Below are 16,368 nucleotides of genomic sequence, written 5' to 3' on the forward strand. Positions count from 1 at the left end.
CGATGTTCTGAAAAGGATCTGTGATGAGATGACTAAACTTACTTTTAATGATTTGGTCGGGACACCACAAACGGTAATTGCCAACTTGATTTTGGATCACTATGCCGAGCTCGGCATGTCTGATGCGCAGTTGGCAATTTTTCTACAAATCATTAAATTCAGTCAACAAGGGGAGAAATTCCCGAGTCCAGCTGAACTCGCGGCTGTGGTCAAGCATCCAGTCAGCGAGGTTTATCAAGCACTACAAGCGATGACACAAAAAAGTTTTATTGCGGTGACCACTTATGTCGATCACGATCAACATATCGATCAATATGATGTGGCACCGTTTTTTGAACGGTTGTCTGGCCTGCAAGAGGATCAGCAAAACGTGGCGGAGTTCCAAGAGGAACAGGCCGACGTCACCAAGCTTTATCAAGAAGTGGAAGTCGAATTTGGGCGAACACTTTCACCCATCGAAATGGAAACGGTCGATGGGTGGCTGAATCGCGATCATTTCTCGTCCGAAATCATTCGCTTGGCCTTGCGTGAAGCCGTCTTGAATGACGCGCGCTCATTTAAATATATCGATCGCATTTTGTTAGATTGGCAGAAACGTCACATCAAAAACGCAGCCGATCTGCAACGCTATAAATCAAAATTTCAATAATGTTTGAGGATCGAAGATGATGGTTATGCTGAATCAAAGTCAGACGAAATGGGCAGTCGAGGAAATTATGCAACTATTTTCTAACGCACGACCGAGTTTAGATGCGCGGACGCCATTTCAAATCGCCGTGAGTGTGCTGCTGAGTGCTCAAGCCACAGATGTTTCTGTTAATAAAGTTACGCCAACGTTGTTTCAGACTTTTCCCGATCCGGCTGCCTTTGCGACTCTGACGCCTGAAGAGGTAGAACCATATATTAAGTCAATTGGCTTATATCATAACAAGGCCAAACATATCGTCGCGCTTTCGCAGAAATTAGTGGCCGATTTTAACGGTGAAATCCCTAAAACGATGGCGGAATTAACGTCGTTGCCAGGAATCGGGCGTAAATCTGCCAGTGTCATTCTCGGTGATGCGTTTGGCGTTCCGGCTTTCGCAGTGGACACGCACATAACTCGTATTGCCAAACGTTTGAAGATTGCCAAAGAGAAAGATTCGGTGCTACAGATTGAAAAAAACATCACCCGCGCACTGCCTCAATCAGAATGGATCGATGGCCATCATGCGATGATCTATTTCGGTCGGGAAGTTTGTTCGGCTCGAAGTCCAAAGTGTGTGACTTGTCCATTGCTTAAAATTTGTGCATTTGGGCAGCAGTATGTTCAATCCCAAAATTAATAACCACAATAAAAACGTGTCGTTCAAGATAAAAATTGAACGACACGTTTTTATTGCGGTTATTTTAAATTAAAGCGGGTACTTATTATTGAGTGCCACTTGGAACCGAACTACTCGTTGATGGTGTGCTGGGTGTTGATGACGAGCTTTCCTCGGGTTGACTAACGCTAGATGAACTCGATTCAATAATGCTTGAGCTTGATGATTCGATGATCGAACTCGACGAACTCGATAATTCCGAGCTACTCGATTCTGAACTGCTCGATGAACTCGAGCTAGATTCGGAGCTTGATGAACTCGAACTAGATTCTTCTTCGGCAGGCGCATAACCACGAAGATATAATTCGCTACCTCTTTGCACAACAGAACTTGGTTTCGACCAATCTGAATTGCTGACATTCTCGCTTAAATCACTCATTAAATAGCGATACAGTCGGGAAGGAATCGATTGATTCGTCCCGACAATGCCATTCTCATTAGATTTATCGTAACCTAACCAAATTGCGATCGAATAATGTTTGGTGTAACCGGCAAACCAAGAATCTTTGACCGTGTTACTCAGCGCCGAATTCTTTTCTAATTCGGCATCGGAATAATCAGTCGTTCCGGTTTTACCAGCTTGATAGAGGCCTGTGATCTGCGCGCGCGTCCCTGTACCTGAACTAATGACATCTTTAAGCATATCGGTGATCATGTAGGCCGTTGAGCTCTTCATGACTTGCTTACCAGTTGCTTGATCATAATCGTGTTTGATATTGTCGGCGGTTGTGATCTGAGTGATATATTGTGGTGAATAATAAGTACCACCGTTTGAGAAACTACTGTAGGCAGCCGCCATTTGTAAACTTGAAACGCCAGAACCGATCCCACTAGATAATCCAGCGTCATCAGGTAATGTAATGCCCAAATTATTAGCAAATTGACTGGCTTTAGTCAGACCGACTTATTCCAGGGTGCGAACTGCAGGAACATTACGTGATTGCGCCAAAGCATAGCGCATGGTCATTTTACCCCAATATTGATGATCCCAGTCATAAAGCTGAATGTCTGTTCCAGGATAGGTATATTTGGAATCATCAACTTCTTGACCAGTCGACCAGTTTAAATATTCGATTGCTGGACCATAATCTAAAATAGGTTTCATTGTTGAACCGTTACTGCGAGTCGTCTGGGTGGCGTGATTCAGTGCCATCTGCACGTTACCCACTTTACGATTCCCAACCATTGCGACCACAGCACCGGAATTAGGATTCATGATCGTGATCCCGGTTTGAATTTTATCATCTGGAAAAGTGACGTCGGTTCCGTTGACTAAATCATAGGCTTTCTTCTGGACGGACAAATTCAATGTTGTTTTAACGGTTAAATTATCTTGGTAGGGGTTGTAACCCTTCTTCTTGACGGCTTTGATCACTTCTTGGATATAACCATCGGCGATCAAAGCATTGTCCTCAGAAGTTGATTGGGCCGATTTGGCTTTCATACCAGATGTGATCGGCGTATTGATGGCCGCTTGTGCCTCAGCCGAGGTAATTTTTTTGTTGCGAAGCATGGCATTGATCACGAGATCGCGACGCGTTTTAGCCGCCTCAGGATGCGCATAGGGGTCATAATTAGAAGGGGCGTTAGGAATACCCGCGAGCAAAGCGGTCTGTGCCAGCGTCAGATCCTTGGCCGATTTTCCGTAATAATATTGTGCCGCTGTGCCCATGCCATAGGTGCCGTTGGCCATGAAGACCATATTGATATAATATTCCAAGATTTGTTCTTTTGAATATTTACGCTCAGTCTGAACGGCGAGCCAAGCTTCTTGTGCTTTGCGCCGCAGCGTTTGATCAGACGCAGCCGTTGAAAAGTAGGCGAGTTTGATCAGCTGTTGGGTCAAAGTACTCCCACCTTGAGGCGTTGAGTTGCGATGCGTCACATTATAGGCGGTTGCAGAAACAATTCGGATCGGGTCGATCCCAAATGGTTCATCATAGAAACGCCGATCCTCAATGGAAACGACGGCATCTTTTAACTGTTGCGGAATTTCAGTGCTGGTTAAATTCGTCCGGTTTTCACCTAAGCGTGTGATTTGCGTCCCATCACTAGCCAGAAAGACGGTTGCGCCACCACTGGTTAATTTCGACGCTTTTAATTCTGGCGTATCTTTCACATAATAAGCAAATAAACCGCCACCGAATAAAAACACGGCAAGAATGGCTAACAAGCCCCATTTTACGATGCGTCGCCAAATCGGCTTCTTGCGCTTTGGCCCTTTCTTTTTTGAATTCTTGGCGGGTGAGTTGCCTTTTTGTTGGCGGGCCATTCTTGATTCTCTGGTCATATTATTTTGAGCCATGATTTTCACCTAAATTTTTAAGATTTGTTTTTGCAATCAGCTGATCCACTGCTTCAAGATAATCTAAAGCGGGGCGGAAGCCAGCTTTGACTTCATAGCCAGTTTCGATGATCGTTTTAAGCGGGATGGATTTACGACCCTGACTTTGTTGCGACCAATAATTGATCAACAACGAAGCCGGCGTGACAAAATAACGCTCTAAACTTGAAAAACGCATGATCGTGAAACAGATACCTTGTTGCGCCAAACAGTTTTGAAAATGATCGACTTGATGTTGATGGAAATTTTTTAAAGGGAAGGAGGCTTTATTCGTCGTCTCCTTGGCTTCAAAGTCTAAATAATAACCCTGATAAACGCCATTGTAATCCGTTGTTGATGCGTTGCGAAAATAAGCCTCACGAATGACGGCCTGACTACGTTGCGGATAGTCGACTTTGACGATTTGAATCGGCGTCGGCTTTTTGTAGATCACGGCCTTATTTTGGATCCGATAATAATCATTGCTTGTATTAATTGTCTCCTCAAGCGACATCCCCCGACCGCCAAAAATGACACTGTCACGATGATGTGGCTTTATGTTAGACTGAAGTTGATCGTCCGGTTTACGCAAGAATTGGCGACCATCTGGATAGTTAACTGTCATTACTTCACACTCCATGCCCACATTATACCAAATCGACGGTTAATTAACTCATCAGAAAGGTTGATATTATGTTAAGAAGACTTTGGTTAACTGGATATCGTGGTTACGAATTGAATGTTTATCAAGATGACGACCCGAAATTGAAGGTCATTAAATATTCGCTGAAGAATGCCTTGCGCGTTTATTTGGAAGATGGCCTAGAATGGGTGATCACCGGCGCGCAACTTGGCGTTGAACAGTGGGGCGTCGAGGTTGCAACCGAATTGAAGGCAGACTTTCCAGAATTGAAAGTTGCAGTGATGTTACCATTCGATCAGTTTGGCCAGCAATGGAATGAAAAAAATCAAGGTAAACTGACCCAGATTTTGGCTCAGGCCGATTTTACCAGCAAAGTTTCTAATCATCCTTATCAGAATCCCAGTCAATTAAAAAATTACCAGACTTTTATGGGCGAGCATACAGATGGCGCACTGTTGATCTATGATCCTGAATCTCCGGGCAAGCCTAAATATGATTATGAATTTCTGCAACAAAAAACGGAGCGCGATCCGAAGTATCAATTGCAACTGATCGACTTCTATGAATTGCAGGATGACGCGGAGAATTTGAATGAGCAATTGAAGAATGAAGAAGAATAAAAATTAAGAACGCGAAAATACATTTTGTGTGTAACTGCGGCTTGAATTTGCTGCAGAGAATGAACAGCACACTCGTGGGGACGGCTTCAGGATTTCCAAAGACCGGAAATTCTTCCCCCTAAATTTGGAGCTCTTGCAAAAACCTGCAAGATCTCCGAATTTCCCATGCTCTAAGCGACGATGAATCTGTCGCTAAGTCCATTATCACAGTGTGCTGTTCATTCTCTTCCGCAAATTCTGTGGGTCTATTCTAGTGAACAGAGTTGGATTCTGAACTGGTCTTTCTCCCGTACAAAGTTTTTATGAGCAACATAAATATTTGGTGGCAAAATATCCAATGTGATCATATTTCTCGCAACAAAGCAATCGGCGTTGAAATCAAATCATTCCTGCGAACCCAGTTCTTCTCAGTTCACCGCTAAACTAATTCCAGTTTAGGTCGCGGCTGCGTGGGGTAAGTGACGACACTGTGAAACTCGTGTTGCGACAGGGCCATCGTCGCTTACAGCAGGGGCGTATTTCGAGATTTTTATCAGGAGCCGGGTTTGCGACTGAGAAAAAGCTCGAAATCGAGGTGGAAGACTTTCCCCAGAACTTGGGGGAAAGCCTGGAACCGTCCCCACAGTAGTCAGTCACTTGCCCCACGCAGCCACGACCGAAGGTAGTCTACGAATCTTTTGACACGCTGAATAATCCTCACATCCACAAAGTTATCAGAAATTTAATGTTAGGACCTTTTGCATTTTCATGACTTTTTGGTATACTAAGTTTAACGCGTTAAAAGTTTAATGAGGTGCTGATGATATGGATAAATCAGAAGATACACGCGAGCTTACGGTTAACTTCACACCAGAAGATATCGTAAACAAAGATTTTAAGCAGAAATATCGTGGTTATGATTCCGCCGAGGTCGATCCATTTCTCGACAAAGTCATCCAGGATTACGAAGCTTTTAATAATCGAATCAAGACGTTAGAGACTGATAATCAACGTTTAGTGCAAAAAGTTGACGAATCATCGACGCAACCTAGTCCAGCACCAACTGCTGTGACTGGCTCTGCCAATAACGTGATGCAAAATACAACGAATTATGATATTTTGCGACGTCTCAGTAATTTGGAGCGTCATGTTTTCGGTGAGAAAGAAGCCGAGATCATTGCCAACAAACCTGCGAATCATTCAACAGAGAGTCGACCAACGATCACTTCGACTTACGAAAATACACCGAAGGCAGCACCAAAATCAACTGATCAACCAGATGATAATTCTTGGTTGAATCGGTTCTAAAATTTGATCGTAATTGGTAAATTTCGAGTAATCGCGGTCGGTCTTGAATCGGCTGAGGAAAGTCCACGCTCGCACAAGCTGAGATGCTTGTAGTGTTCGCGCTTAGCCCAATAAGCTAAGGTACTTCTTGTAAGTAACGGCAGCCCAATGACCTACAATCTTTTGATCATGGTTATGGCTTGAAGGTGCCACAGAGACGAGTCATTTGCGAAAGCGAATGAATGGAACGGGTAAACCCCGCGAGCGAGCAACCCAAATTTTGGTAGGGGAGTCCTACGGCGGCAAATGAACCTAAAGTAGGAGCGGTAGCAGATAGATGATTACTGATGATTGAAATTGCCTAGTTTCAATCGGAACAAAACGTGGCTTACAGAAATTTACCAAGGCAGAGGGTTGAGACATTTTGTCGCAACCCTTTTTACATATATAGCTTTAATGCATTAATTATACTTTTAGAGGAGTAAGAAATGGAATATCAATTAATTGCGACAGTGGCGGCGGGATTCGAGTCCGTAGTCAACACCGAATTGAAGGCATTAGGATTTAAAACGCATTCCGAGAATGGTCGCATCGATTTCACTGGTGACGAGCGCGATATTATCAAGGCCAATCTATGGTTAAGAGTTGCCGATCGGGTCATGATCGTCGTCGATTCTTTCCAAGCCGAAGATTTCACCGCCTTGTTCGACCAGGTTAACGCCATTCCTTGGGAAAATTATTTGGCGATGGACGCTCATTTTCCAGTAACAGGTCGCTCGGTTAAATCTAAGTTGCACAGCGTTCCCGACGTTCAGTCGATTACTAAAAAAGCAATTGTTTCGCGGTTGCAAGACTTTTACCATCGTCACACACGATTACCAGAAACAGGTGCGACAACTAAAATTGACGTTCGTCTGCTCAAAGATCGTGCGGAGATCCTGATCGATACGACCGGTGACAGTTTATTTAAGCGGGGCTACCGGGTCGATCATGGTGAAGCACCTTTGAAAGAGAACTTCGCTGCTGGATTGATTGCATTGACGCCTTATCGTGCCAATGATCCATTTTTAGACCCCATGACTGGTTCGGGTACCATTGCCATCGAAGCGGCGCTAAAGGCACGAAATATCGCACCTGGGATCAAACGTCATTTTGCCTTTGAACAATTTGCTAGTTTTGATCCGACGTGGTTAACTGAAGCTCGTGAAGAAGCCCAAGCAGCTATTAAAAACGATATTGAATTGACGATCATGGCTAATGATATTGATCAAAGCATGATCGACCTTGCTAAAGTCAATGCCAACAATGCCGGCGTGTTACACGATATAACGTTCAAGCAATTGGCTGTCAAAGATTTCAAAACGGATCTGCAAAATGGCATTATCGTTGCTAATCCACCTTATGGTAAACGACTTGAAGATGAACACAAGGCACGCGAAATCTATCGTGATTTGGGTAAAGCCTTCAATTCTCTAACCACTTGGAGCAAGTATATTTTAACCAGCGACATGGAATTCGAGCGTTTCTATGGTCAGCAGGCAACTAAACGCCGCAAGCTCTACAACGGTTATCTCCGCACAGACCTCTTCCAATTCTGGGGCAAACCAAATTACAAAAAACACGAATAAAAAAATGCCGACACCTAAACTCAAAGATGTCGGCATTTTTATGCGCTAACTAAAATGAAAGGTGTCTTCCCACAGACTGACTAAGTTTACAACCAGAACTAACTCTACAAAAAGAACGAGTCGTTCGTTCCAGTTTAATCCAAACCACAAAAGCAGGGTCTATCCACAGACTGCACTAATTCTACAAAAAGAATGAGCCGTTAATTCCAGTCTAATCCAAACCACCTACCAAGCTACAAGAAATGATCATGCTTCAACTTGTAGATAATGAAGACGCTGGGAATGATCGTGATCACAATCGAAAAGATCCAGCCCCAGTTTTGTTCCGCGAAGGGTAGATAGGTGTTCATTCCGTAAAAGCCAAAAATAATCGGTGGGATCATGAGCACCACTGAATAAATCGTTAGGATTTTCATAACATTATTTAAATTATTATTCAATAAATTGTTATAGGTGTTGGAAATTTTATCGACCATGTCTGTGTTCAGTTCCAACATTTCTTGGGCTTGGCGCGCTTCAATTTCAATTTCGGCTAAATGGGCGCTGGTTTGTTGGTCCAACTTCAAGCGATTACCTTGATCGATCTGAAAACGCAGCTGGGAAATCGCAACCAGATTTCCATTGGCACCGGTTAGAAAGTAGGTTTGATTTTTACTGAGATCGGCCAGTGCAAAAATCTGCTTCGAACTACTGTGATGGTGTAAATGTTCCTCGATATGCGCGCGAACTTCGCTCATTTGCTGAATATAGTCAAAATAATCCGTCGTGACTTGGTATAAAAGGTCGAGTACGGAATCCCACACGCCTTGAGTTTGATCCTGATTAGTGAGTGAGGTGACTTCTTTAAGAATAAATTTCGTCCGTTCAGTGACAAACACGATCAACTGATTATGATGAATGATCAAGCTCACCGGTTGAATCACGTGATGCGTTTCACCGGTCACTGCCAACGGGACATTATAAACAATGATCCAGGTTTCGGTGAATTCGTTGTATTCGACTCGGGCACGTTCGACTGGATCAGCAGCATAGGCGAGAAATTTATCAGTCAGATGATAATTTGCTTTTAAATCTTGGCGGTCCTGATCATCCATGCTGGTGACCTCGATGACTTGATTGTTTGCTTGCGTATATGGGTTGACTCTGATCACATTAAATTCCTCCAGAAACTATCAATGAATTAAGCGTAAGACAACCCGCAGGAATAAACAAGTTAAAGGTTGAGGTTATGCAAAAAAAGCCACGCAGGTTGGACCTGCATGACTTTTTTGAAAAAATAAGATTTAGCTTTCAGGTTACATCTTGTCCCAATCACGCGCCCAAATAAAGGCCATCGCGTTTTCGCCGGTATGAACACCGACAACGGGGCCGATAATACTGCCTTCAAACGTGACGTTAGGGTAGCGTTTCGATAAATCATCGATCCATTCTTGCTTGACTTTGGGAGCATTCGCATCGAAAACCGTCGCACGAATCGGATAGTCCTTATCTTTGATTGCTTCACCAAAGTGAGTGGCGATCCATTCGTAAGCGCGCGTGGCTTGGCGTTCCTTGGCAATCGCAGAAATTTCGCCTTTACCAGTGTGATCAACATCCATGCCTAAAATCGGCTTGATTTTAAGTAACCCGGCAACAAAACTCGAGGCATTGCTCAAGCGACCTGTACGGCGCAGATGTTCGAGATCATCGACCATGAATAAAACATGGGTCGTTTCCCGCAAATCGTATAAAGCCTGCATGATTTTTTCGGGTGCTTCACCCGCAAGTGCCATTTTGCCGGCCAACAAGGCTGCATAGGCAGTACCTGCACAGGTAATATGTGTATCAAACGGATAAATCTTGATCCGTTGCTCGCGTTCGGCGTAGGCGGTCAAGTTTTGATAAAATGAACTGATCCCGCTAGAAATCACGGGCATGATTACTGCCTCGTAACCTTCAGCCACGAGTTTAGTCACTAATTCTTCAGTTTCACCGATCGAAGGTTGAGAAGTGGTTGGCAAAACTTTATCGGTGCGTAATCGTTCGTAAAATTGGACTTGGTTAATATCGATCATATCGCGTAATGTTTCATTACCCCATAAAATTGGGATCGATAACACATGGATCTGGTATTGTGCTGCCTGTTCTGGTGTTAAATAAGTCGCACTGTCAGTAATAACCGCAATTTTCATTATGTTACCCCTTTACAATCAAATTCCTTTCGATTTTAACATAGATTGGCCGAATCCTCAATTTTCATTCCGGTTTTGGTCGTTTAATCTCGATAGACGGCTTGTCGAGCCAATTGGTGCGCCGCACGATTGTCGCGATCACCGACCAACTTAATCAGAAAAAGAGGGAACTGATCGGTATATTGCAAGATCTGCGCCGTTTCTTTTGCGTAGTGCTTAGCGTAGCGTTTTTCCAGACTGTCTTTGACGATCTGACTATCTGTTAACAAAACCACCGTATCTGTTGCAGCTTGCAAATTTGCGCTGATTTCGTGGACACCCTCTAAAACCGCCTGAAATTCAGCGTGGTGGTTGTCTTGATAATCGATCGAACGTGAAAATTGAAGATCGATCGTGCGTTCTAAATTATAGATGGCAATGCCAATTCCGGCCCGCATTTGTCCGTCGTCGACCGCCGCATCCGTTGCTAACCACAACATGGAACCACCTCCTCATTTTTTAAAGCTGAAAGTTCTCTTAAAGCCGATGCCAATATGCCCCAAATAAATTTCAATCCGCTATACTATTCAAAGAGAATTCGCCAACTTTTTCGATAAGTCTATGATAAGATAATTAAGTGAGGAAAAACATGCCTAAAAAAAATAAATTATATTGTCAACCATTAACTTTGAGCCGTATGAATCTTTGGCTGTGGGTCACTTGCTTGTTGCTACTCGCAATTATTATTCAGTTAGAAATGACAGATAAGGTGAGTTGGCTCGCAATCACTTTAGCAGTCGTGTTTGTGGTGGCCACCATTTATCTGGGCCTGAGCAGTTTTATCAGTGTGGATCCCGTAACGAAGGCCATCAACAGTCACTATCCATTCAGTCGCCAAGCCTTGATTCTTGCGCGTCCGCAGGTTGTAGCGATTGAAGCGCACAAATATAGTGTTCAGATTCAGCTTGAACACGACATGAATTACCGTTTCTTGATGACCAAGAAGAAACGTCAAGAACTGATTCGACTATGGGAAGGAAAATAAAACGATGGAAGATATCGAGATTGTCCAACAGAACACCCCAGAACCAATTGAAAAAATTGCTAACAAGATCGGCCTGACCGCCGATCAAATCGAACCCTATGGCCACGACAAGGCCAAATTATCGATGGCGGCCTTACAACGGCTACAACAAAACCCAGCCGGTAAATTAGTGCTTGTGACCTCGATCAATCCGACGCCAGCAGGTGAGGGCAAATCAACCGTGACGGTTGGATTAGCCGATGCTTTGCAACAACGCGGACAACATCCCGTGATTGCCTTGCGTGAACCTTCTTTGGGTCCAGTGATGGGCATGAAGGGTGGTGCCACTGGCGGTGGTTATGCCCAAGTTATGCCGATGGCCGATATTAATTTACACTTTACCGGCGACATGCACGCGCTAACAGCTGCTAATAATACGTTGGCAGCTTTGATCGATAATCATATTCATCAAGGGAATACGTTAAACATCGATCCGAAACGGATCGTTTGGAAACGCGCGCTAGATATTAACGACCGGGCTTTACGCGAAACAGTCATTGGCTTAGGTAAGCCTGCCAATGGTGAAATGCGCGAAGAGGGTTTTGATATTACCGTTGCCAGTGAAATGATGGCGGTTTTGTGTCTCGCCACTGACTTAGAAGATTTAAAAAAGCGATTGGGCAATATTTTGATTGCTTATACTTTCGACCGTCAACCCATTTTTGTGCGTGACCTCCAGGTTCAGGGCGCATTGACGGTTTTATTGAAAGATGCGATCAAGCCTAACTTAGTTCAAACTTTGGAGCATACGCCGACAATTATTCACGGCGGACCTTTCGCAAATATCGCGCATGGCTGTAATAGCATTCTGGCCACTGAGGCTGCCATTCATGCCGGCAATTATGCGCTGACTGAGGCGGGTTTTGGTGCCGACTTGGGCGCCGAGAAGTTCCTAGACATTGTGACGCCACATTTGTCGAAAGCACCCGACGTCATCGTCGTGGTGGCAACTGTACGTGCACTGAAATATAACGGTGGCCAAAAATTAGCCGATTTGAGTACAGAAGATATTCACGCGTTGGAAAATGGCTATGTCAATTTACATCGACATTTGCAAAACATGCAACGCTATGACATTCCAGTTGTTGTCAGTATCAATCGTTTCGTTAGCGATTCAGATAAGGAACTGGCAGTTTTACAGGATTTAATTAGTCAAGAAGGCTTAACTAGTGCGATCACGGATGTTCATGAGCAGGGTGGCAAGGGCGGTTTAGCACTTGCTGATCTAGTGATCGAAGCGGCCACAGAAGAAGTTCCAGATTATCAACGTTTGTATGATGATGACAGTTCAATCATTGAAAAATTAACCACGATCGCTCAGGAAATATACGGTGCCAAGGATGTTGAATTCACTAGTAAAGCTAAACAACAACTGCGGTTGATCGAACGCCATGGCTGGGATAAAATGCCGATTTGTGTTGCGAAAACGCAATATTCATTTTCTGATCAGCCTAAATTATTAGGCGCACCTACTGGTTTTACCTTAACTGTTCGTGACTTGATACCTAAGCTTGGCGCCGGTTTTATCGTGGCGATGGCGGGCAACGTCTTAACGATGCCAGGATTGCCGAAACATCCAGCGGCCGAGAAAATCGATATCGATGGGCAAGGCCGCATCACTGGGTTATTTTAATTAAGAGGTTGAATTCCAGCATAGCGGGATTTAGCACAAGGAGAAATTTATGCGTATTTTATTAATCGTTCTCGGCATTCTTATCATGGGCGCGGATCAGCTGCTGAAGAACTGGGTCACCTTAAATCTCAGCTTTGGTGATGCCGATACTTTGGTGCCCGGACTACTGTCGCTGACTAAGGTCTACAATTCTGGTGCCGCTTGGAGCATGTTAGAAGGTAAAACTTGGTTCTTTTATTTGGTGGGCGCGATTGCCTTAGTTATTTTAATTCCTTTACTTGTTCAAGCTTACCGCAAAAAAACGAGTCTAATTTATTTTACCGGTCTCGTCTTGATCATTGCGGGTGCCGTGGGTAACCTGATCGATCGTGTGATGCAAGGTTATGTGGTCGATATGTTCCAGCTTGATTTTATCAACTTCCCAATTTTCAACATCGCTGATTTCTCGTTGACGATCGGCGTCGTGCTCTTATTCATCTTCGTTATTTTTCTCGACAAAGATGAGGATGTGGCGAAATGACAACCTATCAAGCCACCGTCACAGATGAAAAAGGGCGTATCGACAAGGTGATCACGGAATTGATCCCCGCCGTCAGTCGCAACCAAGCCCAAGCCGCTATTAAAATCGAACAAGTAACGGTCAACGGTCAGCCAGTCAAAGCCAAATATCAAGTTAAGGCTGGCGATAAAATACAAGTCATGTTGCCAGAGCCTGAACCAATTGAAGCCGAACCCGAGCCAATGGATCTGGATATTGTTTACGAAGATGACCAAGTGATCGTCGTCAATAAACCGCAAGGCATGGTCGTCCATCCTGCGCCAGGACACGCACATGGCACGCTTGTTAACGGCCTGTTAGCGCATGGTCAGCTTTCATCGATCAATGGCAAAATTCGGCCCGGAATCGTTCATCGTATCGACCGCGACACTTCGGGCTTGTTGATGGTCGCTAAAACCGATATTGCTCATCAAAGCCTCTCCGCACAGTTGAAAGCAAAATCAAATCTACGCGAATATATCGCCTTAGTTCATGGCGTGATCACCGAAGAAGCGGGGACGATCGACGCCCCGATTGCCCGCGATCCTAAAAATCGCAAAAAACAAGCTATTGTCGCTGGCGGTCGACATGCCGTCACTCACTTCGAAGTCATTGAACGCTTCGAAAATTTCACCTTAGTTCGTTGTCGTCTCGAAACTGGACGCACCCATCAAATTCGTGTGCACTTCCAATATATCCAGCATCCCGTGGCCGGCGATCCCTTATATGGTCCTAAAAAAACACTACCAGGCAACGGCCAATTTTTACACGCGGCTAAGTTAGGATTTAAACATCCAACAACCGGTGAGTGGCTAGAGTTCGAAGCACCATTACCAAAAATATTTGTGGATACGTTAGCAGAATTAAGACACGAATCATAATATTTTCAACACGAAATCCATATTTAAAATCGGTCACATCTGACCGATTTCGACCGAAATGTTTAGCGAAATTTAGTTAACCAACTGTTTTGAGCGCTAATTAGATCAATTTGCGGAAGAGAATAGGCGGCGCACTATTGACAACTCTCATGCAAACCTTTACACTTACTACAACATATCCTTTAACTTGGTCCCGTGAGGCTAAGAAGGTATTCAGACTTGTAGCCGAATTATGGCGACATCACAACGACGAATAACCCAACCTCACGACTAGTTTAGACTGGTGCGTGGGGTTATTTTTTTGGATATTGTGCACACAAATAAAATAAAGGAGCGTTAGTATGACTAAAGTTATTATGGATGCAACGGCAATGCAACGTGCATTAACGCGGATTACTTACGAAATCATCGAACAGAATCGCGGCTTGGAAAATTTGGTGATCATCGGTATTGAAACGCGGGGCGCTTATTTGGCGAAACGGATCGCCCAACAGATCGAGCAATTGGAGGGGTCAAAACTACCGGTCACGAATTTGGATATCACCAATTATCGCGACGATCGGCCCAATACGGATTCCACCAATAGTGCGCGGATCAAGATTCCCATCACGGGCAAGAATATTGTTTTAGTCGACGACGTTTTGTACACTGGCCGCACGATTCGGGCCGCTTTAGACGCCATCATGGATAGTGGTCGACCACAAAAAATTTCCTTGGCCGTTTTGATCGACCGTGGTCATCGTGAACTCCCGATCCGGCCAGATTTTGTCGGTAAAAATATCCCCACATCACACGAAGAATCGATCAAAGTCATGGTTAACGAAGTCGATCAGCAAGATCAAGTCCGCTTAAATCAAGTTTGAACCAAATAATGCAAGTTTTTGTTTAGCTTTTGGTGTGAATGACTTAAAATTAAAGGGGAGAACAAGTAAATGCCAACAAAATATAAACGTAATCCAGATGCGATTTTAGATATTGAAGATAAGCCTAAATTTGGTGCGTGGGTCGCCTTATCGATTCAACATTTGTTCGCCATGTTTGGTGCGACGGTTTTAGTTCCGATTCTGGTTGGCTTAGATCCTGGCATTGCCTTGTTCAGTTCTGGTGTGGGCACACTGTTACATATCCTCATCACCAAGCGTAAAATTCCTGCCTATATGGGTTCTAGCTTCGCTTTTATTATTCCAATGCAATCCCTGATGAAAACTGCTGGTTATCCCGGAATTTCACAGGGGATTTTGTCGGTCGGTGTGGTTTACTTGATCGTTGCCTTGATCGTGGCACGAATTGGTTCAGGTTGGATCGATCGGGCGTTGCCGCCAATCGTTGTCGGACCCATCGTCATGACCATCGGTTTGTCACTGGCTTCTTCTGCTGCCAATGACGCCACACTTGATGCCAATGGTAAGTATGATTGGAAAATTCTAGTCGTTGCTTTGCTGACCTTGCTAATTACGATCGGATTTAACATGTACCTCAAGGGCTTCATGGGCGAGATCGCGATCTTGCTTGGCATTATCGTCGGTTATTTGATTGCCTTGGCATTCGGCTTGGTCGATCTGAAACCCGTTATCGATGCACCCTGGTTTAAATTGCCTAACTTTGAAATTCCCTTTGTCAGTTATCGACCTAAGTTTTATTGGGGTGCGGTGGCAATGATGGCGCCAATTGCCTTCGTGACGATGACTGAACACATGGGACACATCATGGTTTTAAACGGCTTAACTAAGCGCAACTTCTTCAAAGATCCTGGCTTGCACAAAACCTTGACTGGTGATGGGGTGGCTTCACTGTTTGCCGGATTAGTCGGTGGACCCGCCATTACCAGCTATGGTGAAAATATCGGTGTGATGGCGATCAACCGGATCTACAGTGTTTATGTGTTGATCGGCGCCGCGTTTTTCGCCATTATTTTCAGTTTTGTCGGTAAATTAAGCGCCCTGATCCAGAGTATCCCCGGCGCAGTTCTCGGTGGCATTAGCTTTCTATTATTCGGCGTCATTGCTGCCAGTGGCTTACGGATCCTGATCGAAAATAAAATTGATTTCAACAAACGTCGCAACTTAATGATTGCTTCTAGTGTACTGATCATTGGTATCGGTAACGTCACCTTGCAACTAGGCAGTTATCAATTTACAGGCGTTGCCTTAGCAACCGTGCTCGGCATTGTTTTAAACTTAGTTTTACCAAAGAACGCGGCTAGCGAACAACAATAATGAGAATGTGCTCGGAAAGATT

15 protein-coding genes, 1 other RNA gene and 1 pseudogene are annotated in these 16,368 nt (G+C 44.3%); 12 read left to right on the top strand and 5 right to left on the bottom strand.

Translation table 11 applies throughout. The annotated features are described in order from the left end of the window. Positions 1-28 precede the first annotated feature (28 nt). Both EKM67_RS05265 and nth read left to right on the top strand, forming a co-directional pair. Positions 29-649, top strand: a complete 621-nt coding sequence (locus EKM67_RS05265) for a DnaD domain-containing protein (RefSeq protein WP_125577982.1) — start codon at positions 29-31, stop codon at positions 647-649. A gap of 16 nt (positions 650-665) precedes the next feature. After that, complete coding sequence (nth, locus tag EKM67_RS05270) at positions 666-1,325, top strand: endonuclease III (protein WP_318531160.1); 660 nt, start codon at positions 666-668, stop codon at positions 1,323-1,325. A gap of 85 nt (positions 1,326-1,410) precedes the next feature. Here nth and EKM67_RS05275 read toward each other — a convergent pair. Further along, positions 1,411-3,669 (bottom strand): annotated as a pseudogene (locus tag EKM67_RS05275) (PBP1A family penicillin-binding protein). Beyond that, positions 3,656-4,312, bottom strand: a complete 657-nt coding sequence (gene recU / locus EKM67_RS05280; protein ID WP_125577983.1) for a Holliday junction resolvase RecU — start codon at positions 4,310-4,312, stop codon at positions 3,656-3,658. The pseudogene EKM67_RS05275 and the gene recU overlap by 14 nt, the downstream one beginning before the upstream one ends. Positions 4,313-4,380: 68 nt before the next feature. On the opposite strand from recU, the gene EKM67_RS05285 reads away from it, so the two are divergent. The 4 genes from EKM67_RS05285 to EKM67_RS05300 all read left to right on the top strand — a co-directional run bounded on the left by EKM67_RS05285 (position 4,381) and on the right by EKM67_RS05300 (position 7,844). Beyond that, positions 4,381-4,950 (top strand): DUF1273 domain-containing protein, encoded by a 570-nt coding sequence (locus tag EKM67_RS05285; RefSeq protein WP_125577984.1) that lies wholly within the window; start codon positions 4,381-4,383, stop codon positions 4,948-4,950. Positions 4,951-5,754: 804 nt separating this feature from the next. Then, on the top strand, positions 5,755-6,237 hold the full coding sequence (gene gpsB / locus EKM67_RS05290) for a cell division regulator GpsB (protein WP_125577985.1): 483 nt from the start codon (positions 5,755-5,757) through the stop codon (positions 6,235-6,237). 19 nt (positions 6,238-6,256) lie between these two features. Further along, an RNA gene (gene rnpB, locus EKM67_RS05295) (RNase P RNA component class B) lies at positions 6,257-6,612 on the top strand. A gap of 92 nt (positions 6,613-6,704) precedes the next feature. Beyond that, positions 6,705-7,844, top strand: coding sequence for a THUMP domain-containing class I SAM-dependent RNA methyltransferase (locus EKM67_RS05300; RefSeq protein ID WP_125577986.1), 1,140 nt, complete (start codon positions 6,705-6,707; stop codon positions 7,842-7,844). A 233-nt stretch (positions 7,845-8,077) separates the two neighbouring features. On the opposite strand, the gene EKM67_RS05305 is transcribed toward EKM67_RS05300, so the two are convergent. The 3 genes from EKM67_RS05305 to EKM67_RS05315 form a co-directional block, all read right to left on the bottom strand. Continuing rightward, entirely contained in the window at positions 8,078-8,995 is a 918-nt protein-coding gene (locus tag EKM67_RS05305; RefSeq protein WP_125577987.1) for a magnesium transporter CorA family protein, read from the bottom strand. Between the two features lie 144 nt (positions 8,996-9,139). Continuing rightward, positions 9,140-10,015, bottom strand: coding sequence for a DegV family protein (locus EKM67_RS05310; RefSeq protein ID WP_125577988.1), 876 nt, complete (start codon positions 10,013-10,015; stop codon positions 9,140-9,142). Positions 10,016-10,098: 83 nt separating this feature from the next. After that, positions 10,099-10,494 carry a reverse transcriptase-like protein gene (locus EKM67_RS05315; protein ID WP_125577989.1) on the bottom strand — a complete coding sequence of 132 codons (396 nt, stop codon included), beginning with the start codon at positions 10,492-10,494 and terminating at the stop codon, positions 10,099-10,101. Between the two features lie 149 nt (positions 10,495-10,643). On the opposite strand from EKM67_RS05315, the gene EKM67_RS05320 reads away from it, so the two are divergent. The 6 genes from EKM67_RS05320 to EKM67_RS05345 all read left to right on the top strand — a co-directional run bounded on the left by EKM67_RS05320 (position 10,644) and on the right by EKM67_RS05345 (position 16,346). Beyond that, positions 10,644-11,039 (top strand): EbsA family protein, encoded by a 396-nt coding sequence (locus EKM67_RS05320; RefSeq protein ID WP_125577990.1) that lies wholly within the window; start codon positions 10,644-10,646, stop codon positions 11,037-11,039. A gap of 4 nt (positions 11,040-11,043) precedes the next feature. Next, entirely contained in the window at positions 11,044-12,711 is a 1,668-nt protein-coding gene (locus EKM67_RS05325; protein WP_125577991.1) for a formate--tetrahydrofolate ligase, read from the top strand. A 49-nt stretch (positions 12,712-12,760) separates the two neighbouring features. Further along, complete coding sequence (lspA, locus tag EKM67_RS05330) at positions 12,761-13,231, top strand: signal peptidase II (RefSeq protein WP_125577992.1); 471 nt, start codon at positions 12,761-12,763, stop codon at positions 13,229-13,231. After that, a complete protein-coding gene (locus EKM67_RS05335) occupies positions 13,228-14,130 on the top strand; it encodes an RluA family pseudouridine synthase (RefSeq protein WP_125577993.1) in 903 nt (300 codons plus the stop codon). The genes lspA and EKM67_RS05335 overlap by 4 nt, the downstream gene beginning before the upstream one ends. A 341-nt stretch (positions 14,131-14,471) precedes the next feature. Further along, positions 14,472-14,993, top strand: coding sequence for a bifunctional pyr operon transcriptional regulator/uracil phosphoribosyltransferase PyrR (pyrR, locus tag EKM67_RS05340; RefSeq protein WP_125577994.1), 522 nt, complete (start codon positions 14,472-14,474; stop codon positions 14,991-14,993). 69 nt (positions 14,994-15,062) lie between these two features. Then, positions 15,063-16,346, top strand: coding sequence for a uracil-xanthine permease family protein (locus EKM67_RS05345; RefSeq protein ID WP_125577995.1), 1,284 nt, complete (start codon positions 15,063-15,065; stop codon positions 16,344-16,346). The last annotated feature ends 22 nt before the right edge of the window (positions 16,347-16,368 follow it).

The sequence above is a fragment of the Lapidilactobacillus mulanensis genome (assembly GCF_003946215.1).
Classification (GTDB): domain Bacteria; phylum Bacillota; class Bacilli; order Lactobacillales; family Lactobacillaceae; genus Lapidilactobacillus; species Lapidilactobacillus mulanensis.